Annotated in this window: 12 protein-coding genes and 1 pseudogene; 7 read left to right on the forward strand and 6 right to left on the reverse strand. The window is 70.0% G+C overall.

Translation table 11 applies throughout. From position 1 onward, the window contains the following. Positions 1-43: 43 nt before the first annotated feature. Positions 44-4,018 (forward strand): ATP-dependent RNA helicase HrpA, encoded by a 3,975-nt coding sequence (gene hrpA, locus AB0B66_RS03295; RefSeq protein WP_360522157.1) that lies wholly within the window; start codon positions 44-46, stop codon positions 4,016-4,018. Positions 4,019-4,068: 50 nt separating this feature from the next. Here hrpA and AB0B66_RS03300 read toward each other — a convergent pair whose 3' ends face one another. Both AB0B66_RS03300 and AB0B66_RS03305 read right to left on the reverse strand, forming a co-directional pair. Continuing rightward, the gene (locus AB0B66_RS03300) at positions 4,069-5,022 is read right to left on the reverse strand and encodes a hypothetical protein (RefSeq protein ID WP_360522160.1); all 954 of its coding nucleotides are present in this window, start codon (positions 5,020-5,022) and stop codon (positions 4,069-4,071) included. A 14-nt stretch (positions 5,023-5,036) separates the two neighbouring features. Next, entirely contained in the window at positions 5,037-5,618 is a 582-nt protein-coding gene (locus tag AB0B66_RS03305) for a hypothetical protein (protein ID WP_360522163.1), read from the reverse strand. Between the two features lie 130 nt (positions 5,619-5,748). Between AB0B66_RS03305 and AB0B66_RS03310 the strand changes: the two genes are divergently transcribed. Together AB0B66_RS03310 and AB0B66_RS03315 are read left to right on the forward strand one after the other, a co-directional pair. Further along, a complete protein-coding gene (locus tag AB0B66_RS03310; RefSeq protein ID WP_360522919.1) occupies positions 5,749-6,201 on the forward strand; it encodes a hotdog domain-containing protein in 453 nt (150 codons plus the stop codon). Positions 6,202-6,349: 148 nt separating this feature from the next. Further along, complete coding sequence (locus tag AB0B66_RS03315; protein WP_360522922.1) at positions 6,350-8,290, forward strand: acetoacetate--CoA ligase; 1,941 nt, start codon at positions 6,350-6,352, stop codon at positions 8,288-8,290. Positions 8,291-8,432: 142 nt separating this feature from the next. Here AB0B66_RS03315 and AB0B66_RS03320 read toward each other — a convergent pair whose 3' ends face one another. Then, positions 8,433-9,152, reverse strand: coding sequence for a TIGR03089 family protein (locus AB0B66_RS03320; protein WP_360522166.1), 720 nt, complete (start codon positions 9,150-9,152; stop codon positions 8,433-8,435). A 157-nt stretch (positions 9,153-9,309) separates the two neighbouring features. On the opposite strand from AB0B66_RS03320, the gene AB0B66_RS03325 reads away from it, so the two are divergent. From AB0B66_RS03325 to AB0B66_RS03340, 4 genes are all read left to right on the forward strand, one after another. Then, the gene (locus AB0B66_RS03325; RefSeq protein WP_360522169.1) at positions 9,310-10,458 is read left to right on the forward strand and encodes a glycosyltransferase family 1 protein; all 1,149 of its coding nucleotides are present in this window, start codon (positions 9,310-9,312) and stop codon (positions 10,456-10,458) included. Between the two features lie 92 nt (positions 10,459-10,550). Continuing rightward, entirely contained in the window at positions 10,551-11,651 is a 1,101-nt protein-coding gene (locus AB0B66_RS03330; protein ID WP_360522172.1) for a mannose-1-phosphate guanylyltransferase, read from the forward strand. A 34-nt stretch (positions 11,652-11,685) separates the two neighbouring features. Then, entirely contained in the window at positions 11,686-12,717 is a 1,032-nt protein-coding gene (locus AB0B66_RS03335) for a hypothetical protein (protein ID WP_360522925.1), read from the forward strand. Positions 12,718-12,979: 262 nt separating this feature from the next. Then, on the forward strand, positions 12,980-13,978 hold the full coding sequence (locus AB0B66_RS03340) for a winged helix-turn-helix domain-containing protein (protein WP_360522175.1): 999 nt from the start codon (positions 12,980-12,982) through the stop codon (positions 13,976-13,978). Here AB0B66_RS03340 and AB0B66_RS03345 read toward each other — a convergent pair. The 3 genes and pseudogenes from AB0B66_RS03345 to AB0B66_RS03355 all read right to left on the reverse strand — a co-directional run. Further along, complete coding sequence (locus tag AB0B66_RS03345; protein ID WP_360522178.1) at positions 13,961-15,022, reverse strand: S8 family serine peptidase; 1,062 nt, start codon at positions 15,020-15,022, stop codon at positions 13,961-13,963. The genes AB0B66_RS03340 and AB0B66_RS03345 overlap by 18 nt on opposite strands. A gap of 1,246 nt (positions 15,023-16,268) precedes the next feature. Beyond that, positions 16,269-16,685 (reverse strand): hypothetical protein, encoded by a 417-nt coding sequence (locus AB0B66_RS03350; RefSeq protein ID WP_360522181.1) that lies wholly within the window; start codon positions 16,683-16,685, stop codon positions 16,269-16,271. A gap of 191 nt (positions 16,686-16,876) precedes the next feature. After that, positions 16,877-17,608 (reverse strand): annotated as a pseudogene (locus AB0B66_RS03355) (coenzyme F420-0:L-glutamate ligase); the annotation flags it as partial. Positions 17,609-17,612: the final 4 nt, after the last annotated feature.

A 17,612-nucleotide genomic window follows, 5' to 3' on the forward strand; every position in this document is an offset into this window, starting at 1 on the left:
GCTGGTCGGCAGGGGAGGTCGGCGGCATATCCTGGGGCCCGTCATGACATCGCAGTCCGAGTCCGCGCCGCTCCGCAACAGGCCGCCCCGTAACCCCAGCCAGCTCTCCGAGCTGCGCAAACGCGTCGACGAGCTGATGGCGCAGGATCGCCGCAGGCTCGGCCGGCGCCTCGACGGCGTACGCCGGATGAAGCCGGGCGATGCGCTGGACGCCGCTATGGCGCAGATCACCTCGGCCGTCGGCACCGCCGAGGAGAAGCTCGCCCTGCGGGCCGCCGGGGTGCCCGTGGTCACCTACCCCGACGAGCTGCCGGTCAGCCAGAAGCGCGACGACATCGCCGACGCGATCCGCGACCACCAGGTCGTGATCGTCGCGGGCGAGACGGGCTCCGGCAAGACCACCCAGATCCCGAAGATCTGCCTCGAACTGGGCCGCGGCGTGCGGGGGCTGATCGGCCATACCCAGCCGCGCCGGCTGGCCGCCCGGACGGTCGCCGAGCGCATCGCCGAGGAGCTGCAGACCCCGCTGGGCGGCGTCGTCGGGTGGAAGGTCCGGTTCACCGACCACGTCGGCGACCAGACGATGATCAAGTTGATGACCGACGGCATCCTGCTGGCCGAGATCCAGCACGACCGTTCGCTCGCGATGTACGACACGCTGATCATCGATGAGGCGCACGAGCGCAGCCTCAACATCGACTTCATCCTCGGCTACCTCAAGCAGCTGCTCCCGAAGCGCCCCGACCTCAAGGTGATCATCACCTCGGCGACCATCGACCCGGAGCGCTTCGCGGCCCACTTCTCGACCGCGGTCGTCGGCGGCGAGCCGAAGCCCGCCCCGATCGTCGAGGTGTCCGGCCGCACGTACCCGGTCGAGGTGCGCTACCGCCCGCTCGTCGTCGAGGGCGACGAGGACGACAACGACGACGAGCGCGACCAGATCCAGGCCATCTCCGACGCCGTCGACGAGCTGGCCGGCGAGGCCCCGGGCGACGTGCTGGTGTTCCTCAGCGGCGAGCGGGAGATCCGCGACACCGCCGACATGCTGCGCAAGCGCAACCTGCGGCACACCGAGATCCTGCCGCTGTACGCCCGGCTGTCCACCGCCGAGCAGCACAAGGTCTTCCAGCCGCACACCGGGCGGCGCATCGTGCTCGCCACGAACGTCGCCGAGACGTCGCTGACCGTGCCGGGCATCAAGTACGTGGTCGACCCGGGCACGGCCCGCATCTCCCGCTACAGCAACCGGCTCAAGGTGCAGCGGCTGCCCATCGAGGCGGTCTCGCAGGCCTCGGCCAACCAGCGCAAGGGCCGTTGCGGGCGCACCTCGGACGGCATCGCGATCCGCCTGTACGACGAGGCCGACTTCATCGGGCGGCCGGAGTTCACCGAGCCGGAGATCCTGCGTACCAACCTGGCCTCGGTCATCCTGCAGATGATCTCGCTGGGCCTGGGCGACATCGCCGCGTTCCCGTTCATCGACCCGCCGGACCGCCGCAACATCGCCGACGGCCTGGACCTGCTGCACGAGCTGGGCGCGCTGGAAGCCCCCGTGCGTGGCGAGCCCGGCAAGCTCACCCCGCTCGGCCGCAAGCTGGCGCAGTTGCCGGTGGACCCGCGCCTGGGCCGCATGGTCCTGGAAGCCGACCGCAACGGCTGCCTGCGCGAGGTGCTGATCATCACGGCGGCGCTGTCCATCCAGGACCCGCGTGAGCGCCCCGCCGACAAGCAGCAGGCCGCGGGGGAGAAGCACGCCCGGTTCGCCGACAAGGACAGCGACTTCGTCGCGTTCCTCAACCTGTGGAACTGGATCAAAGAGCAGCAGCAGGAACTGTCCTCGAACCAGTTCCGGCGCACGTGCAAGACCGACTTCCTGCACTACCTGCGCATCCGCGAGTGGCAGGACCTGGAGTCGCAGCTGCGCCAGGTGGTCAAGGGCATGGGCTTCACGCTGAACACGGTGCCCGCCGACCCGCAGCGTATGCACCAGTCGCTGCTGTCCGGCCTGCTGTCGCACATCGGTATGCACGACCCGGAGAAGCGCGACTTCATCGGCGCCCGCAACGCCCGGTTCTCGCTGTTCCCCGGCTCGTCGCTGTTCAAGAAGGCGCCCAAGTGGGTCATGGCCGCCGAGCTGGTCGAGACGTCGCGGCTGTGGGGCCGCATCGCCGCGAAGATCGAGCCCGAGTGGGCCGAGAGCCTGGCCGAGCACCTGGTCAAGCGGCAGTACAGCGAGCCGCACTGGGAGAAGAAGCAGGCCGCGGTGCTGGCGTACGAGAAGGTCACGCTCTACGGCATCCCCATCGTCGCCAAGCGCAAGGTCAACTTCGGGCGCATCGACCCGGCGCTGTCCCGGGAGCTGTTCATCCGGCACGCGCTGGTCGACGGTGACTGGGAGACCCACCACGAGTTCTTCCACGCCAACCGGGACCTGCTCGCCGAGGTGGAGGAGCTGGAGCACCGGGTACGCCGGCGCGACATCCTGGTCGACGACGGCACCCTGTTCGACTTCTACGACGAGCGGCTGCCCGCCGACGTCGTCTCCGGCCGCCACTTCGACAGTTGGTGGAAGAAAGCCCGGCACCAGACCCCCGACCTGCTCAGCTTCGAGAAGTCGATGCTGGTCAACGAGGCCGCGGGCGGAGTGGACGAGGACGACTACCCGGACGTGTGGCGGCAGGGCGAGTTCGAGCTGCCGTTGACCTACCAGTTCGAGCCGGGTGCCAACGCTGACGGCGTGACTGTGCACATCCCGCTGCCGCTGCTCAACCAGATAACCCCGGCCGGGTTCGACTGGCAGATCCCCGGTGTACGCGAGGAGCTGGCCGTCGCGCTGGTGCGCTCGCTGCCCAAGGCGATCCGGCGCAACTTCGTGCCGGTGCCCGACTACGTCAAGGAGGCGCTCGCCGGGCAGAAGCCCGACGGGCAGCCGCTGCTCGCCCTGCTGGAACGGCAGTTGCGCACGATGACCGGCGTGGTGGTGGCCCGCGAGGCCTGGGAGCCGGACAAGATCCCCGACCACCTGCGGATGACCTTCCGGGTCGAGGACGAGCAGGGCAAGACGCTCGCCGAAGGCAAGGACCTGGCCGAACTCAAGCGCAGGCTGCGGGACAAGGCGCAGGCCGCGGTCGCCGCGGCGGCCGACGACATGGAGCAGCACGGGCTGCGCGCGTGGACCATCGGCCCGCTCGCGAAGGTCGTGGAACGGCAGCGCGGAGGTTATGCCGTCAAGGGCTACCCGGCGCTGGTCGACGAGGGCGACAGCGTGGGTGTCGGCGTGTTCGACAGCCCCGGCGAGCAGTGGACCGCGATGTGGCGCGGCACCCGGCGGCTGGTGCTGCTCGGCGCGCCGCCGCCGCTCAAGTCGCTCCAGGGGCGGCTGTCCAACCAGGCGAAGCTGGCGCTGAGCCGCAACCCGCACGGCAGCGTCGCGAAGCTGCTGGAGGACGTCGTCACCACCGCCGTCGACAAGGTGATCATCGAGGCGGGCGGCCCGGCCTGGGACGCCGACGCTTTCGCCGCCCTGGTCGGCAAGGCGCGGGCCGACATGCCCGACACGATGTACGCCATCCTGCAGCAGCTGGAGCCGATCCTGTCGCTGGCGTACGACATCGACCGGCAGCTCAAGTCGATCACCAATGTGCTGCTGGTGCGGTCGGTGGCCGACATCCGGGCACAGCTCACCGGGTTGGTCTACCCCGGGTTCGTGGCCGCCACCGGGCTGCGCCGGCTGCCCGACCTGGTGCGCTACCTGCGCGCGATCGAGCAGCGGCTGGCCAAGCTGCCCGAGTCCCTGCAGCGCGACCGGGAGCGGCTGCTGCTGCTCGAGGACGTGCAGCAGGAGTACACCGACGCGCGGGCGTCGATCCGGCCCGGCGCGCCCGGCTGGGACACCCTGGCCGAGGTCCGCTGGATGATCGAGGAGCTGCGGGTCAGCTACTTCGCCCAGTCCCTGGGCACCCCGTACCCGGTCTCCGACAAGCGCATCTACCGCGCGCTGGCGACCCTGCCCGCCTGACCCATGAAAACGGGCCCACGACCTCAGGTCGTGGGCCCGTTCGGGGTCTGTCAGTCCTTCTCCAGCTTGATGGTCTGCTGGTCGGCGGGCGGGGTCAGCATGACCGTCGACTCCTCCGGCAGCGGCGGCGGAGCCGGGGTCTGCGTGGCCGGCGGCGTGGCCGCCTGCGACGGGGCCGAACGCTGCGGCGGAACGGGAGGAGCCGCCGGCGGCGTCGGCTGGGTCACGGCCTGAGCCGGGGGCGTCGGCGGGGTGGCCGCGGCGGCGGCGACGGCCGACTCGGCGGAGGGAGTGCGGCGCGGCAGCGGTGGGGCCTCGGCGGTCGGCGTGGCCTTGGGAGCCTTGGGAGTCTTGGCCGGAGCCGCCTTCGCGGGCGCGGGCGGGGTGACCGGTGCGGCAGGTGCGGGCGGCACGTTCACCGTCGGGACGCCCTGCGGCGTGGCGCGCGGGTAGTGCAGCGACGGCGGCGGCACGTCCGGCAGGCCGGTGTACCCGGTCTCGCCGGGCACGCTGGTGAAGGCCCGGGTCTGGTCCGCGGGCACGGCCGGGCGGCCCTGCTGCAGCGGATACGCCGCCAGCGCCACGGTCTCGTCGGCCAGCCGCTCGTGCTTGCGCCAGCGGCGCGGGCTGGCCACCGTGGCCAGCAGCGGCAGCGACAGCACCAGGCCCAGGCCGGACTGGCCGACCGCGCCGCCCATGTGCACGTCGAGCATCGCGAACGTGTCGGCATAGGACTGCTGCCAGCCCGCCGCCCACACGCTCATGCCCAGCATGCCCAGGCCGGCCAGGAACGGGCCGACCGGCGACAGCCGCACCATGGTGAGGATCGCGTAGAGGGCGCTCGCCAGCAGCAGGGCGCCCGCGGCGACGGCGGCGTCGACGACCGCGGACGGCGCTCCGCCGTTGACCCACATGGTCTGGAAGGCGCTGAGCCCGGTGCCGGTCAGCAGAAAGATCGCTGGGGCGAACACGAGCGCGAGCAGAAACGATCCAATGTGGCGCATCCATGCCTCCGGGGTCAGACCTTGGTTGGCGCGCTCCAGGATGGCGCATCGACGCCGCTCGTCGCTGCCGGGGTCCGCAAGTCCGCGAATCCGTTGAAGGTGTCCCGGTCTGCCAGGGTGTTCTCGTCGCGGTCGGCTGCGGTCGGGGCGAGCATCTCCGGCCAGGTCGGCTCGGTCGCCGCGTCCGGGCGCGGCCAGCCGCGCCAGCGCTGCAGGCTCGCCACGGCGATCAGCAGCATCGCGCCGATCAGCCCCAGCACGCCGGTGGACACCGGGCTGAGCGGGACGACCAGGGTGCCACCGACCTGCACCAGGTCGGGAAGTGCCTGCTTGGCGGTCTCGGGCCGCGCGATGAGCAACCCGGTCATGCCGAGGTAGCCCACGGCCACGAACAGCGGTCCCGCGGGCGACACCCGCAGGCTTCCGATCAGGCCGAGCAGCAGGCCGACGGCGGCGAACAGCGCCAGCCCCAGCCACAGCGGACGGGTGCCGCCGATCTGCGCGGCGTCGAACATGACGGCCTGTCCGTAGGCGACGGCGAACCAGGCCAGGGGCGTGATCACAATTCCGGCGAGAAGGCTCCATACATGACGCATGTGGCGCTACCTTACGGAAATCCTGCCGTTCGTCAACCGTTCGGAGGAGGGGCGTACGGTGAACGGCGTGATCGACACTCCGCCGCCCGGCCGACCGACCGCGTTCTCGCGGGTCACGCTGAGCCGCATCATGACGAACCAGGACGTCAACCTCTACGGCACCGTGCACGGTGGCGTGATCATGAAGTTCGTGGACGACGCGGCGGGCGCCGCCGCGGCCCGGCACTGCGGGTTCAACGCGGTGACCGTCGCCATCGACGAGATCACGCTCATGGTGCCGGTCAAGGTCGGCGACCTGGTGCACGCCAAGGCGCAGGTCAACTGGACCGGCAAGACCTCGCTGGAGATCGGCGTGACGGTGTTCGCCGAACGCTGGAACGAGGCCGACCGCGAGCCGGTCAACGTCGCCACGGCGTACCTGGTGTTCGTCGGGGTCGACGCCGACGGCAACCCCCGGCACGTGCCGCAGGTCGTTCCGGAGAGCCCCGACGACGTCCGCCGCTGGCACGAGGCCGAGATCCGCCGCGAGCACCGCCTCGCCCGCCGCCAGGCCATCGACCGCCACCGCGCCGACGGCGCCTGACGGGGTGTCGGCCCGGCCCACTCCCGGCCGGGCCGCGATGTGCCCCGACCCAGCGCGGGCACCGCGTGCCAGGTCGGAGAATGATCCGTCGTGCCATGCGGCAGGATGCCACCAGCGGCACGACGAGGTATCGCGGGAGAGGATCATGATGACCGAAGCGCTGTGGACCCCACCGGCCGACATCAGGCAGCACTCCCGCATCGGCGACTACCTGGGCTGGCTGGAGCGCGAGCGCGGGCTGACCTTCGGCACGTACGACGAACTCTGGCGCTGGAGCACCACCGACCTGGCCGGTTTCTGGTCCTCGATCTGGGACTACTTCGACGTCATCGCCCACGACCAGCCGACGGATGTGTTGCCCGACGCCACCATGCCGGGCGCGGAGTGGTTCCCCGGCGCGACGCTGAACTACGCCGAGCACGTGCTGCGCATGCCCGGCATCGGCGACGACGAGCCGGTCGTGCTGGGCTACTCGCAGACCCGCGAACCGGTCATCCTGACCGCCGCGCAGCTGCGCGAGCAGGTCCGCCGGGCGCGGGCCGGGCTGCGCCGGCTCGGCGTCGGCGAGGGCGACCGGGTGGCGGCGTACCTGCCGAACATCCCGGAGACCGTGGTGCTGATGCTGGCCACGGCGAGCCTCGGCGCGATCTTCTCGTCGTGCGCGCCCGAGTTCGGCACCCGCAGCGTCACCGACCGCTGGCAGCAGATCTCCCCGAAGGTCCTGGTCGCCGTCGACGGCTACAAGTACGGCGTGAAGCTCATCGACCGGCAGGGCGAGGTCGCGGCCATCCAGGCGGCGCTGCCGTCGCTGGCGCACACCGTGCTGCTGCCGTACACCCAGGGGGTGGTGGGTCTCGGCGAGCTGGCCGCCGACACCGACGAGCCGCTGGAGTTCACGCCCGTCCCGTTCGCCCAGCCGCTGTACGTCCTCTACTCCTCCGGCACCACCGGCCTGCCCAAGCCGATCGTGCACGGCCACGGCGGCATCCTGCTGGAGCACCTGAAGATGCTCGCCCTGCACCACGACCTGGGGCCGGGCGACCGCTACTTCTGGTTCTCCACCACCGGCTGGATGATGTGGAACTACCTGGTCTCCGGCCCGGCCGTGGGCGCGGCGATCGTGCTGTTCGACGGCAACCCGGCCGCCCCCGACCTGGGCGCGCTGTGGCGCCTGGCCGAGCAGGCGGGCATGACCTACTTCGGCACCTCCGCGCCGTACCTGCTGGCCTGCCGCAAGGAGGGCATCGTGCCGCGGGAGATCGCGGACCTGTCCAAGCTGCGCGGCCTGGGCTCGACGGGCGCGCCGCTGCCGCCCGAGGGCTACGTCTGGGTGTACGAGAACGTCAAGCCCGACCTGCTGCTGATCTCGCTGTCCGGCGGCACCGACGTGTGCACCGGCTTCGTCGGCGGCACCCCGCTCAACCCGGTCTACCCCGGCGAGATCGCGGCCCGTGCGCTCGGGGCGAAGGTCGAGGCGTACGACCCGACCGGCAAGCCGCTCGACAACGCCCTCGGCGAACTGGTCATCAGCGCGCCTATGCCGAGCATGCCGGTCGGCTTCTGGGGCGACAACGACGGCTCCCGCTACCGCGAGGCCTACTTCGACGTGTTCCCGGGCGTCTGGCGGCACGGCGACTGGATCACCGTCACCGACCGCGGCACCTGCGTGATCACCGGCCGCTCCGACGCGACCCTCAACCGCGGCGGCGTACGCCTCGGCACCGCCGAGTTCTACTCCGTCGTCGAGGGCATGAGCGAGGTCGCCGACTCGGTCGTCGTGCACCTGGAGGACGACGAGGGCGGGGCGGGCGAGCTGCTGCTGTTCGTGGTGCTCCAGCCCGGCCTCGAACTCGACGACGCGCTCAAGTCCAAGATCGCCCGCGAGCTGCGTACCGCCCTGTCGCCCCGCCACATCCCGGACGTGATCCACCAGGTGGCGGCGGTGCCGCGCACGCTGTCGGGCAAGAAGCTCGAAGTCCCGGTCAAGCGCATCCTCACCGGCACCCCCGTCGAGTCGGCCGCCGCCAAGGGTGCGCTGGCCAACCCCGACTCCCTCCTCGCCTTCGAACACCTCGCCAAGTCCCGCTGAGACCTCGGCGTCCCGCTGACGCCCCTGCTTGTCATCGACGCTGGCCTATCTCATCGAATCCGGGTGCCGATTTTTCGATGTGATAGGCCAGCGTCTATCAAGGTGGGGCAGGGCGGGGTGGGCCTCGGTGACGGCCGACAGGTCAGGGGACGAGGCGGGCGTGTTCCGTCGCTGCGCGGGAGTCGAGGATGCCGGAGGCGGTGCGGTACGACAGGACCAGGGACGCGCCGGCGGCGATCGGGGCGGTCAGCCAGTCCAGCGGACGCGGGTGCGCCCCGATGTCGATCAGCACCCGGTCGCCCTTGGCGATCTCCAGCTCCTTCGCGCGGGCCAGCGAGCGCTCCGCCAGCTCCACGTGCGTGATCGAACCGCCGCCACCGGGCAGGCCGACCAGCGACGGTGCGCCGGGGTCGGCGGCGGGGCCGCCGTAGAAGTCGCCGTGGGCGCGGGCCGAGCTGACCCAGTCCGACACGCCCGGCGGGAGCCCACGCAGCGGTAGCGCGAACGGGTGAAGGCTCACCGCGTACGTGTCGGGCGCGGCCGGGGCGGCCTCGGCCTCGGGCTCGACGAAGGCGACGTCGGCCGGCACGTCCGCGCTGTGCGACACGGCCAGGCCCGCCGTCCAGCAGGCCAGCATGATCGAGGCGGTCTGCCAGTGCGGTGGCAGCGAGATCGACGCGACACTGCCCGGGCCGAGGCCGCACCCGTCGACGAGCAGGTTCGCCGTCTTGGACACCCAGTTGGCCAGGGTCGCGCCGGAGAGCTCGGTACGCTCGCCTGTCGCGTCGTCGTACCAGGTGAGAAGCGGTTTTGCCGGATCGGCGGCGACCGTCGCGGCGAAAAGCTGACCGATGGTGGACACGTGGTCAGGCTACCGACACTGCCGCGTCGTGGACCTTGCCATGGGGCATGTCGGGCGTAGTCTGAAGCGTGACTGCTGTGAAACAGCGCACAGTCTCACAACCGCAGAGCGGCGGTCGGCTGGGCTGCGCTGCACACCCCCACAAGGAGTGTTCACCGTGACGATCGCTCGCTCTCCCCGGGTGCTTGTCGACGCCACCAGCGTCCCCGCTGATCGCGGCGGCGCGGGTAGGTACCTCGACGGCCTGCTCGGCGCCCTCGCCGACCATTCCGACATCGACCTGGTCGTGGTTTCCCAGCGCACCGACCAGGAGCGCTACGCCCGCACCCTGCCGCATGCGCAGGTCGTCGCCGCGCCCGCCGCGGTGTCGCACCGCCCGGCCCGGCTCGCCTGGGAGCAGACCGGCCTGCCGCTGCTCGCCCAGCAGGTCGGCGCGCAGGTGCTGCACTCGCCGTTCTACACCTGCCCGCTGCGGGCCAGCTGCCCGGTGACGGTGACGGTGCACGACGCGACCTTCTTCACCGAGCCGGAGCACTACGAGAAGTCGCGCGGCACCTTCTTCCGGTCCGCGATCAAGACGTCGCTGCGCCGGGCCGAGCGGGTCATCGTGCCCAGCAAGGCCACCCGCGACGAGCTGATCCGGCTGCTCGACGCCGACCCGACCCGCATCGACGTGGCCTACCACGGCGTCGACCACACCGCCTTTCATGTGCCCGGCGAGGAGGAGAAGGCCCGGGTGCGGTCCCGGCTCGGGCTCGGCGACCAGAGCTACATCGCGTTCCTCGGCGCGAAGGAGCCCCGCAAGAACGTCCCGAACCTGGTCCGGGGCTGGATCGCGGCGGTGCGCGACCGGGTCGACCCGCCCGCGCTGGTGCTGGCCGGCGGCCAGGGCCACGACGACGAGATCGACCGGGTGGCCACCGAGGTGCCCGCACATCTGCGGCTGGTGCGCCCCGGCTATCTGCGGTACGCCGACCTGCCCGGCTTCCTCGGCGGCGCGGTGCTGTGCGCGTACCCGAGCCACGGCGAGGGCTTCGGCCTGCCGATCCTGGAGGCCATGGCCTGCGGCGCGCCGGTGCTGACCACGCCCAGGCTGTCACTGCCCGAGGTCGGCGGCGACGCGGTCGCGTACACCAGCCAGGACGCCGACCACATCGGCAAGGACCTCGCCAGCCTGCTCGACGACGAGGCGCGCCGGTCCGCGCTGGCCGCGGCCGGCCTGGCCCGGGCGAAGGAGTTCAGCTGGAGCTCCAGCGCCGACGCGCACGTCACCGCCTGGCAGCGCTCGATGCGGCACCCGCGCTGAGCTGCCCGCACCCCGCCCACTAGCAGGCGAACGCGGCTGGTGTCGCGGGCGGGGTGCAGCTCGCGTTCACACTCGTCAGGCAGAATGGGCGGATGCTGCACGCCGTCATTCCCGCAGGTGGAAGTGGAACCCGTCTCTGGCCGCTGTCGCGCGCCACGAACCCGAAGTTCCTGCACCCCCTGACGGGCACCGCCGAGACGCTCATCCAGGCGACCGTGGCCCGGCTCGCCCCGGTGGCCGCGCTCGGCGACACGTACGTGGTGACGGGGGTCGCCCACGCGCCCGGAATCGCGCGGCAGCTGCCCGATCTGCCCGACTCCAACATCCTCATCGAGCCCAGCCCGCGCGACTCCTGCGCCGCCATCGGCCTGGCCGCCGCGGTCATCGCCCAGCGCGACCCCGAGGCCGTGATGGGCTCGTTCGCCGCCGACCACCTGGTCCGCGACGGGGCCCGGTTCGTCGAGGTGCTGCGCGACGCCGAGGCCGGCGCCCGCCGCGGCCTGCTGATGACCGTCGGCATCACCCCCACCCACCCCGAGACCGGGTACGGCTACCTGCAGTGCGGCAAGACGATCGACGGCCCGATCCGCACCGTCGACGAGTTCAAGGAGAAGCCCTCCCTGGACGTCGCGACCGAGTACGTGCGCTCCGGCCGCTACCTGTGGAACGCCAGCATGTTCGTCTGGCGGGTCGACGTGTTCCTCAAGGAGCTGCACCGCCAGCAGCCCGAACTGCACGACGGGCTGATCCGCATCGCGGCCGCCTGGGACACCGCCGACCGCGACCGGGTGCTCGGCGAGATCTGGCCCACCCTGCCCAAGATCTCCGTCGACTACGCCGTCATGGAAGGCGCCGCCGCCGCCGGGCTCGTCGCGACCGTGCCCGGCGACTTCGGCTGGAACGACGTCGGCGACTTCCACACCCTCGGTGACGTGCTGCCCGCCGACGACGCCGGCAACGTGATCGTCGGCGACAGCGCCACCCTCGACGGCGGCAAGCCCGAGGTGCTCCTGCACGACTCCACCGGCACCGTCGTCGTGCCGCAGTCCGGCAGGCTCGTCGCCGCCCTCGGCATGCGCGACGTGATCGTGGTCGACACCCCGGACGCGGTGCTGGTCTGCCCGCGCGACCGGGCCCAGGACGTCAAGAAGCTGGTCGACGAGCTCAAGGAGCGCGGCGACAGCCGCATCTGACCCGGGACGCGGCTCGCCTCGACTGCCTACGCTGATCTCCATGCGACTGGTGGAGCTGTCCGCGGCGGGCAACGAGGCGAGCGACCTGCTACCCGTACACGACGAAGGTCTTCTCGCCGAACTCGGCGCCCGCCGGGCCTACTGGACCGTCCTCGACGAGGGCCCGGCCGAGGAATGCCTGGCGCTGCTCGTCGAGCAGCACGACGGCGACTGGCGGGCCGAGCACGTCAAAGCGACGGCCGGCGAGCACGAGGGCCGCACCGAGGACGCCGAGGCGCTGGCCCGGCTCGACGGCTGGGTGTACGTGCTCGGCTCGCACTTCGGCTCCAAGGCCGGCCCGCTCCAGCCCAAACGCGCCTTCGTCGCCCGCTTCCGCGAATCGGCCCGGCCGCAGCTCCAGATCATCAGACACCGGTTCGCCCTGCACCGTGCCGTCAACGACGCGCTCGCCGCGCTGGCCGCCACCGGGCACCCGGCTGCCCCCGAGCCGGTCCGGGACGTGGTGCACGCGGGCTTCGTGACCGAGGCCGTTCGTCGCGGCAACGCCAAAGGCAAACGCTGGACCAGCCAGCTCGCCCCCGGCGACCACCCGGTCAACATCGAGGGCGCGGCGTTCACCGCCCGCGGCACGCTGCTGGCCGGCCTCCGCTGGCCGGTCACCGCGGCGGGCGAGCCGATCCTGGTCGAGCTCTCCGGTGTGCCCGGCCTGTTCAGCGGTGCGGAAACCCTCGGCGTGACCGGGGTGTACGCACTCACCGGCATCGCCCAGGGGCCGCTCGGCGTACGGGCGCTCTCGGCCCGCGAGGACGGGGCCTACGACATCGTCGTCGGCTCCATCGACGCCCTCGACAAGGGTTCCATCCTGCTGGAGCAGCACCCCGACGCCCGCGACGCCACCTGTCGGCACCTGCGCTTCCGGTTGCCCGACGGCACCGGCCCGGCGCTGATCGCCCCGACCCTGGTCGCCGACCTGGCACCGCTGCACCACGTCGAAGGCATCAGCGAACGCGAGGGCGCTCCGCTCTATGTGGCCGATGAGGATCACCGCATCGCGCTGTGGCTTTGAACTGGGGTTCCGTAGCCTCGCCCCGCGTACGGAGCGGCCGATCGGCTTGCCCCCCGGCAAACCGATCAGCCGCTACCGCATCGCCCCGTACGCCCCCGTACGGCCGAGTTCGCTCCTCAAGAAGAGGTGCCGCCTCGGTTCCCCAGGCTGCGCCAAGGATCATCCACCGAATGGCGAAGGGTCTACGTCTTTCGGTTGTGACTTAAAGACCCAGGTCACCTCGGCCGGTAGAGTCAGCGCCGACCCCTAGCCCGGAGAGCCCATGCTGCGTATCCACTTCACCAGCGCCGACCTGGTCCGTACGCGGATCTCGTCGATGCCGGACCCGATGTGGGAACTCGCGCTCAGCATCCACCTGCTGCGATACCGCGGCACCGATCCGCTGCTGGGCGGCTGGAAGAACCGCATGATCACCGACCTGAAGCCGGGCGGGGCCCTGCGCGACCAGGTCGGCCTGCTGCTTGCCCTGAACCCGCCGGTCGGCTACTTCCCCGACTTCCTCACCCCGCCCGAAGCCGCCGCCGGCTTCGCGCCCGGCCTCGAAGCCGTGCTGTCCACGCCCAGGGACCGGCTGCGCAAGGAGATCAACGCGCTGGGCGATGCGCAGGGCTCGCTGTCCGGCGTCATCGACGACGTCGGTGGGGGAGCGACCCGGGCGCTCGGCGAGCTTGGCACGGCCATCAGCCGGTATCACGAGACGGCCATCGCGCCGATGTGGGACCGGGTGCGTACCGCTGTCGACGCGGATCGTGGACTGCGCGCCCGGACGATGCTCGAATCGGGTACCGAAGGGCTGCTCAACACGTTGCACCCGACGGTGCGGTTCGACGGCAGCGTGCTGGAGATCTCCGAGTATCCGTCGAATCGGGACGTTTTCTTGGAGGGGCGTGGGCTGCAGCTGGTTCCGTCGTACTTCAAGACGCCCAGCAAGCCCGTGTGCCTGTTCGATCCGGAGCTGCCGCCGGTGCTGGTGTACTCGGTGCATCACGAGGCGCGGGCTGCGGTGGTGCGCAGTCAGGAGGCGCTGGCGGCGCTGTTGGGGCGTACGCGGGCTGCGGTGGTGGAGTTGCTCGCCGACGGGAGTACGACGACGGAGCTTGCTCGGCGGCTCGACGTGTCTCCGGCGGCGGCCAGCCAGCATGTGGCGGTGCTGCGCGAGGCCGGCCTGGTGCACAGCCTCCGCGACCGGAACACGGTTCTGCATACCCTCACGCCCCTGGGCCATGCGATGCTCGCGGGCCGCTCACCTACGCCGGCGTGATCTGAGGACCAGCACCAACGCTCCCATAGCCACGATGGCACCGATCACCCATGGCCACGGATTCGGGCCGTCAGACGCGGGGTCCTTCGTGCCTCCGGGGGATGGCGTCGAAGAGCCCAGTGGCGGCACGTCTGCCGTCAGCGCGCCGACGACATCGAGTACACCGAAGCCATACTGCGCATCCCGCCCGGCCGGACCCTTGTCGATGGCAGTCGAGGTGATTCGGTGGACGATCTCTGGCCCGGAGAGATCCGGGTACTTTGCACGTACCAGGGCAACCGCGCCTGCGACGATCGCTGTCGCATCTGAGGTTCCAGTGCCTTTCCTCCAGAGGTGTCCTAGTCCCGTGCTGCTGATGTCATCGCTCGGCGCCGAGATCACGATGGCCGTACCGGTTACGGAAATCTTCGCGTGCTCACCATCTCGTCCAACCCCCGCGACCGCGACGACCCCGGGTATGGCAGCAGGGAACCCCACGGCGGAATCGGGCTTGTTGCCCGCTCCTGCAACGACCACGATGTCTGCCTTCAACGCAGCGGCGACCGCCGTTCGCATGGTGGGGTCGTCGAAGTCCATGGCCAAGGAAATTGAGATTACGTCGACCTTTTGGGCTGTCGCCCAATTGATTGCATCCACAATTTCCGTGGTCGTTCCAACCCCCCAGACCGACTCCCGGACGGGCATGATCTTTGCTGCGGGTGCTAGTCCTCTGACCTTTCCATGCGCCGCGATTAGTCCTGCCATGGCAGTGCCATGTCCCTCTCGGTCGGTCCAACCGTTGCCGAGTCCCTCCTCGGTGAGGTCCGCCCCCGGCAGTACCGAGCCTTTTAGATCCGGATGTGTGGCATCTACTCCGCTGTCAATGACGGCGACTGTTACGCCAGCTCCTTCGGTGATCCGATGCGCTTCTGTTGTACGGAGGAACGAGTGGAACCACTGTCCATCGGAGACCTCATCAGCCCAGGTCGGCGTGGCGACACCAAGCGTCGCCACCGTCAAGGTCAGGGTGGCAAGTGCGCTGATCATCTTGACGAATCGGCTCAAGATGGTCCGCCTCCTCGCCGGATTGTGACAATCGGGGTGGGGCCATTGGGCGTCTCGTCGTTGCGCCAGGGCAAGGCCGTCCTGGTGAACCACTGACGGAACTGTTCCTCGGTCTCCTCCTCCGTAGGGGAGGTCTGTCTGACAGCCTCGGGCCGGATGACCGGTGTCACGCCATGCGCGACTTCCCAGCGAGTATCTGCGCCACGCCGGTAGGACGAGTCGCTTCGCCCACCCTGCTGTCCCAACGCCCCGCCCATGGGCATCGGCATCAATCCCGGCGACGCGGCGGCAGTCCGAGGCTGTGACACGACTGCGGCACCGCCGCTCCCAGGTGGGGGAAGCGCCACCACGTATCCGTTCGGGCCGACGCCTGGGCCTGGCAGTACATAGCCGCCACCATATGGTGCATATTGATTGCCGGGCGCGATTGGCAACATAGAAACCGGCTGGCCGGGAACAGCCGGAACGGGTGGCGTTGAGCCCTGCAGATCCGGACCTGGTCCTTCTGGCCCTGGCGGCGGCAAGGTGACCAACGGTGGCCGACCGGGAAGGCTCGGTGGAATGGGCCGCTGGACGGTTTGGCCGCGGCCTCGCCCTGTATTGGTTACCGACGGCCCGCTGGCGGGTTCTTCCCGCAGGGGAGGCATCGGCCCTACTAGAGTTCCGTCATCGACTTCTTTCCAGTCGGGAGGTCTGACCATCTGACCGCGATGGTCACGTATTGCCCGTTCGGTCGCCATCATTGTCTGCTCTGTTAGGTAACTGAGCCGGGTGGCTTCCCGATCCCACCACTCTGGGCCGCCGTCCTTGGTAGTCAGCTCCCACGCTTGCACGACTCGGTGGACCTCGCGCTTGGCTTTCGCCGTCGCTTCTACAATCCCCTGGATGGCGAGCGCATTCTGAATCGCGGCCTCGCTGTCATATCGAAGCACCGCTATCATTTTGTCGAGTTTTTTTAAAGCGATTGTTGCGGCCTGGCTCTGTTCGGCTGGCCAGATCTGCGCGAGCGCCGCACGGTGGCTCGATAGTCTGTCAGCTTGCGCCGTAACGACCGATGCATAAGCTCGCAGGCCGTCGACCTGCTTCAAGCCGAGGGCAACATCCTCCTGCTGAAGCATGTCCCAGACCCGTGGCGGATCGACCGCAACCCAATTGGTGGTTCCTATTGTCGGCCAAATAGCCAAGGCACCTTGCTGCCTTGCGACGTAGCCTCCTTCAGAGGAAAGCATGCCCCCTGGCCTTGTGGTCATGGGAGCATTCCTCTCGGCGGAGGAGCCTGGTTGGCTGCTGCCTCTCTCAATAGGGTAAACGCCTTATCGAGTTCCTTGTCCACATCGAAGATGCGAGCCGCCGCACGTGCATCGGCGTCGGCATAGTTCTTCGCGATTTGGTCCAAGGCGTTATTCAGTATCTCGATGATCTGGATCTGTAAATCGGCGTTGCGCCAGTGCTGGGCTAGTACGTCATCTGCCGAGACGCGGGCAGCCCTTCCTTCAGCACAATCCAGTGCGAGACAGAATTCCGCACTCCAGCCCATCCTGTCTTTTGCCGCGTTTAGCCCGGGCTTGAGATCCGCCTCAGTCTGGTGCCGAAGGCTGGCGCTGACCTCGCGTAAACCGGCTAGGTCGACGGTGATCTGTACCGGTACACGTCGTTCAGGCATGCTTCCCTCCCCAAAGAAGCGCGCAATGGGGACGGCCCCGGCACCAATCGATCCACACCCGCCGGAGTCACGTCTGCGGGCAGGGTAACGGATTGACCACGCTGAGCACAGCCCTTACCTGGTGACCTGTGGATAACCCAGCGAGCGCCTGTGAATCAGGCCTGGCCGAGCGCCTCCGCCCGCCCTTGCTCCCGCGCCTCCGCGGTACCGAGCGAGAACAGATCATGCTCCGCATCCCGAACCAGCGCTGGCACCACCCCGCTGCTGTCCCGCGTGGACGTGAGCAGCCCACGTACGACCGCGACCGGCACCCGATCGACCTTCCCCTTCACCAACTCCGCAGCCGCCGCCAACTCGTCCACGACCGCCATCTGCGTGATCTGCAGCTCGTTGCCGTACGGATCCGTCTCCCCGCGGTGGTCCCGCAGCGGCTCGATCCCCGCACACCCCAGGGCGACATCCGTCAGCCCGTTACGCCACGGCCGGCCCATCGTGTCGCTGACGATCACGGCCACATCGAGCCCGTACTGCTCCCGTAGCGCCTCTCGCAGCGCCCGAGCCGACGCGTCCGGGTCGACCGGCAGCAGCACAAGCTGGGACCGGTCGACGTTGGAGTTGTCGATCCCTGCGGACGCCATCACGAACCCGTGGTGCGTCTGCACGATCCGCGTATGCCCCCGCGTGGCCACCGCCCGGGCGGTCTGCGACCGCAGCACCTGCTCCCGCGCCGCCTCCCGCTCAGGCCCCCCGACAGGCACCGACGCCAGCGCACCCTCCGACTTCGACACGATCTTGCTGGTGACGACGAGGATGTCCCCGTCGGCGAGCCACGGGGCCGCACCGACGATGAGTTTGGCCAGATCGTCACCAGGCTGCACGTCCGGGATGCCGCGCACCGGGTGCACGCTGAAACCGTCGATCATGCCG

The sequence above is a fragment of the Catellatospora sp. NPDC049111 genome, assembly GCF_040648615.1.
Taxonomy (GTDB): Bacteria; Actinomycetota; Actinomycetes; order Mycobacteriales; family Micromonosporaceae; genus Catellatospora; species Catellatospora aurea.

What these genes read in the sequence shown, in the direction of transcription:
- AB0B66_RS03300 (WP_360522160.1), bottom strand. Translation starts at nt 5,022, where the DNA reads ATGCGCCACATTGGATCGTTTCTGCTCGCGCTCGTGTTCGCCCCAGCG.
- AB0B66_RS03305 (WP_360522163.1), bottom strand. Translation starts at nt 5,618, where the DNA reads ATGCGTCATGTATGGAGCCTTCTCGCCGGAATTGTGATCACGCCCCTG.
- AB0B66_RS03340 (WP_360522175.1), top strand. Translation starts at nt 12,980, where the DNA reads ATGCTGCGTATCCACTTCACCAGCGCCGACCTGGTCCGTACGCGGATC.
- hrpA (WP_360522157.1), top strand. Translation starts at nt 44, where the DNA reads ATGACATCGCAGTCCGAGTCCGCGCCGCTCCGCAACAGGCCGCCCCGT.
- AB0B66_RS03350 (WP_360522181.1), bottom strand. Translation starts at nt 16,685, where the DNA reads ATGCCTGAACGACGTGTACCGGTACAGATCACCGTCGACCTAGCCGGT.
- AB0B66_RS03330 (WP_360522172.1), top strand. Translation starts at nt 10,551, where the DNA reads ATGCTGCACGCCGTCATTCCCGCAGGTGGAAGTGGAACCCGTCTCTGG.
- AB0B66_RS03315 (WP_360522922.1), top strand. Translation starts at nt 6,350, where the DNA reads ATGACCGAAGCGCTGTGGACCCCACCGGCCGACATCAGGCAGCACTCC.
- AB0B66_RS03310 (WP_360522919.1), top strand. Translation starts at nt 5,749, where the DNA reads ATGACGAACCAGGACGTCAACCTCTACGGCACCGTGCACGGTGGCGTG.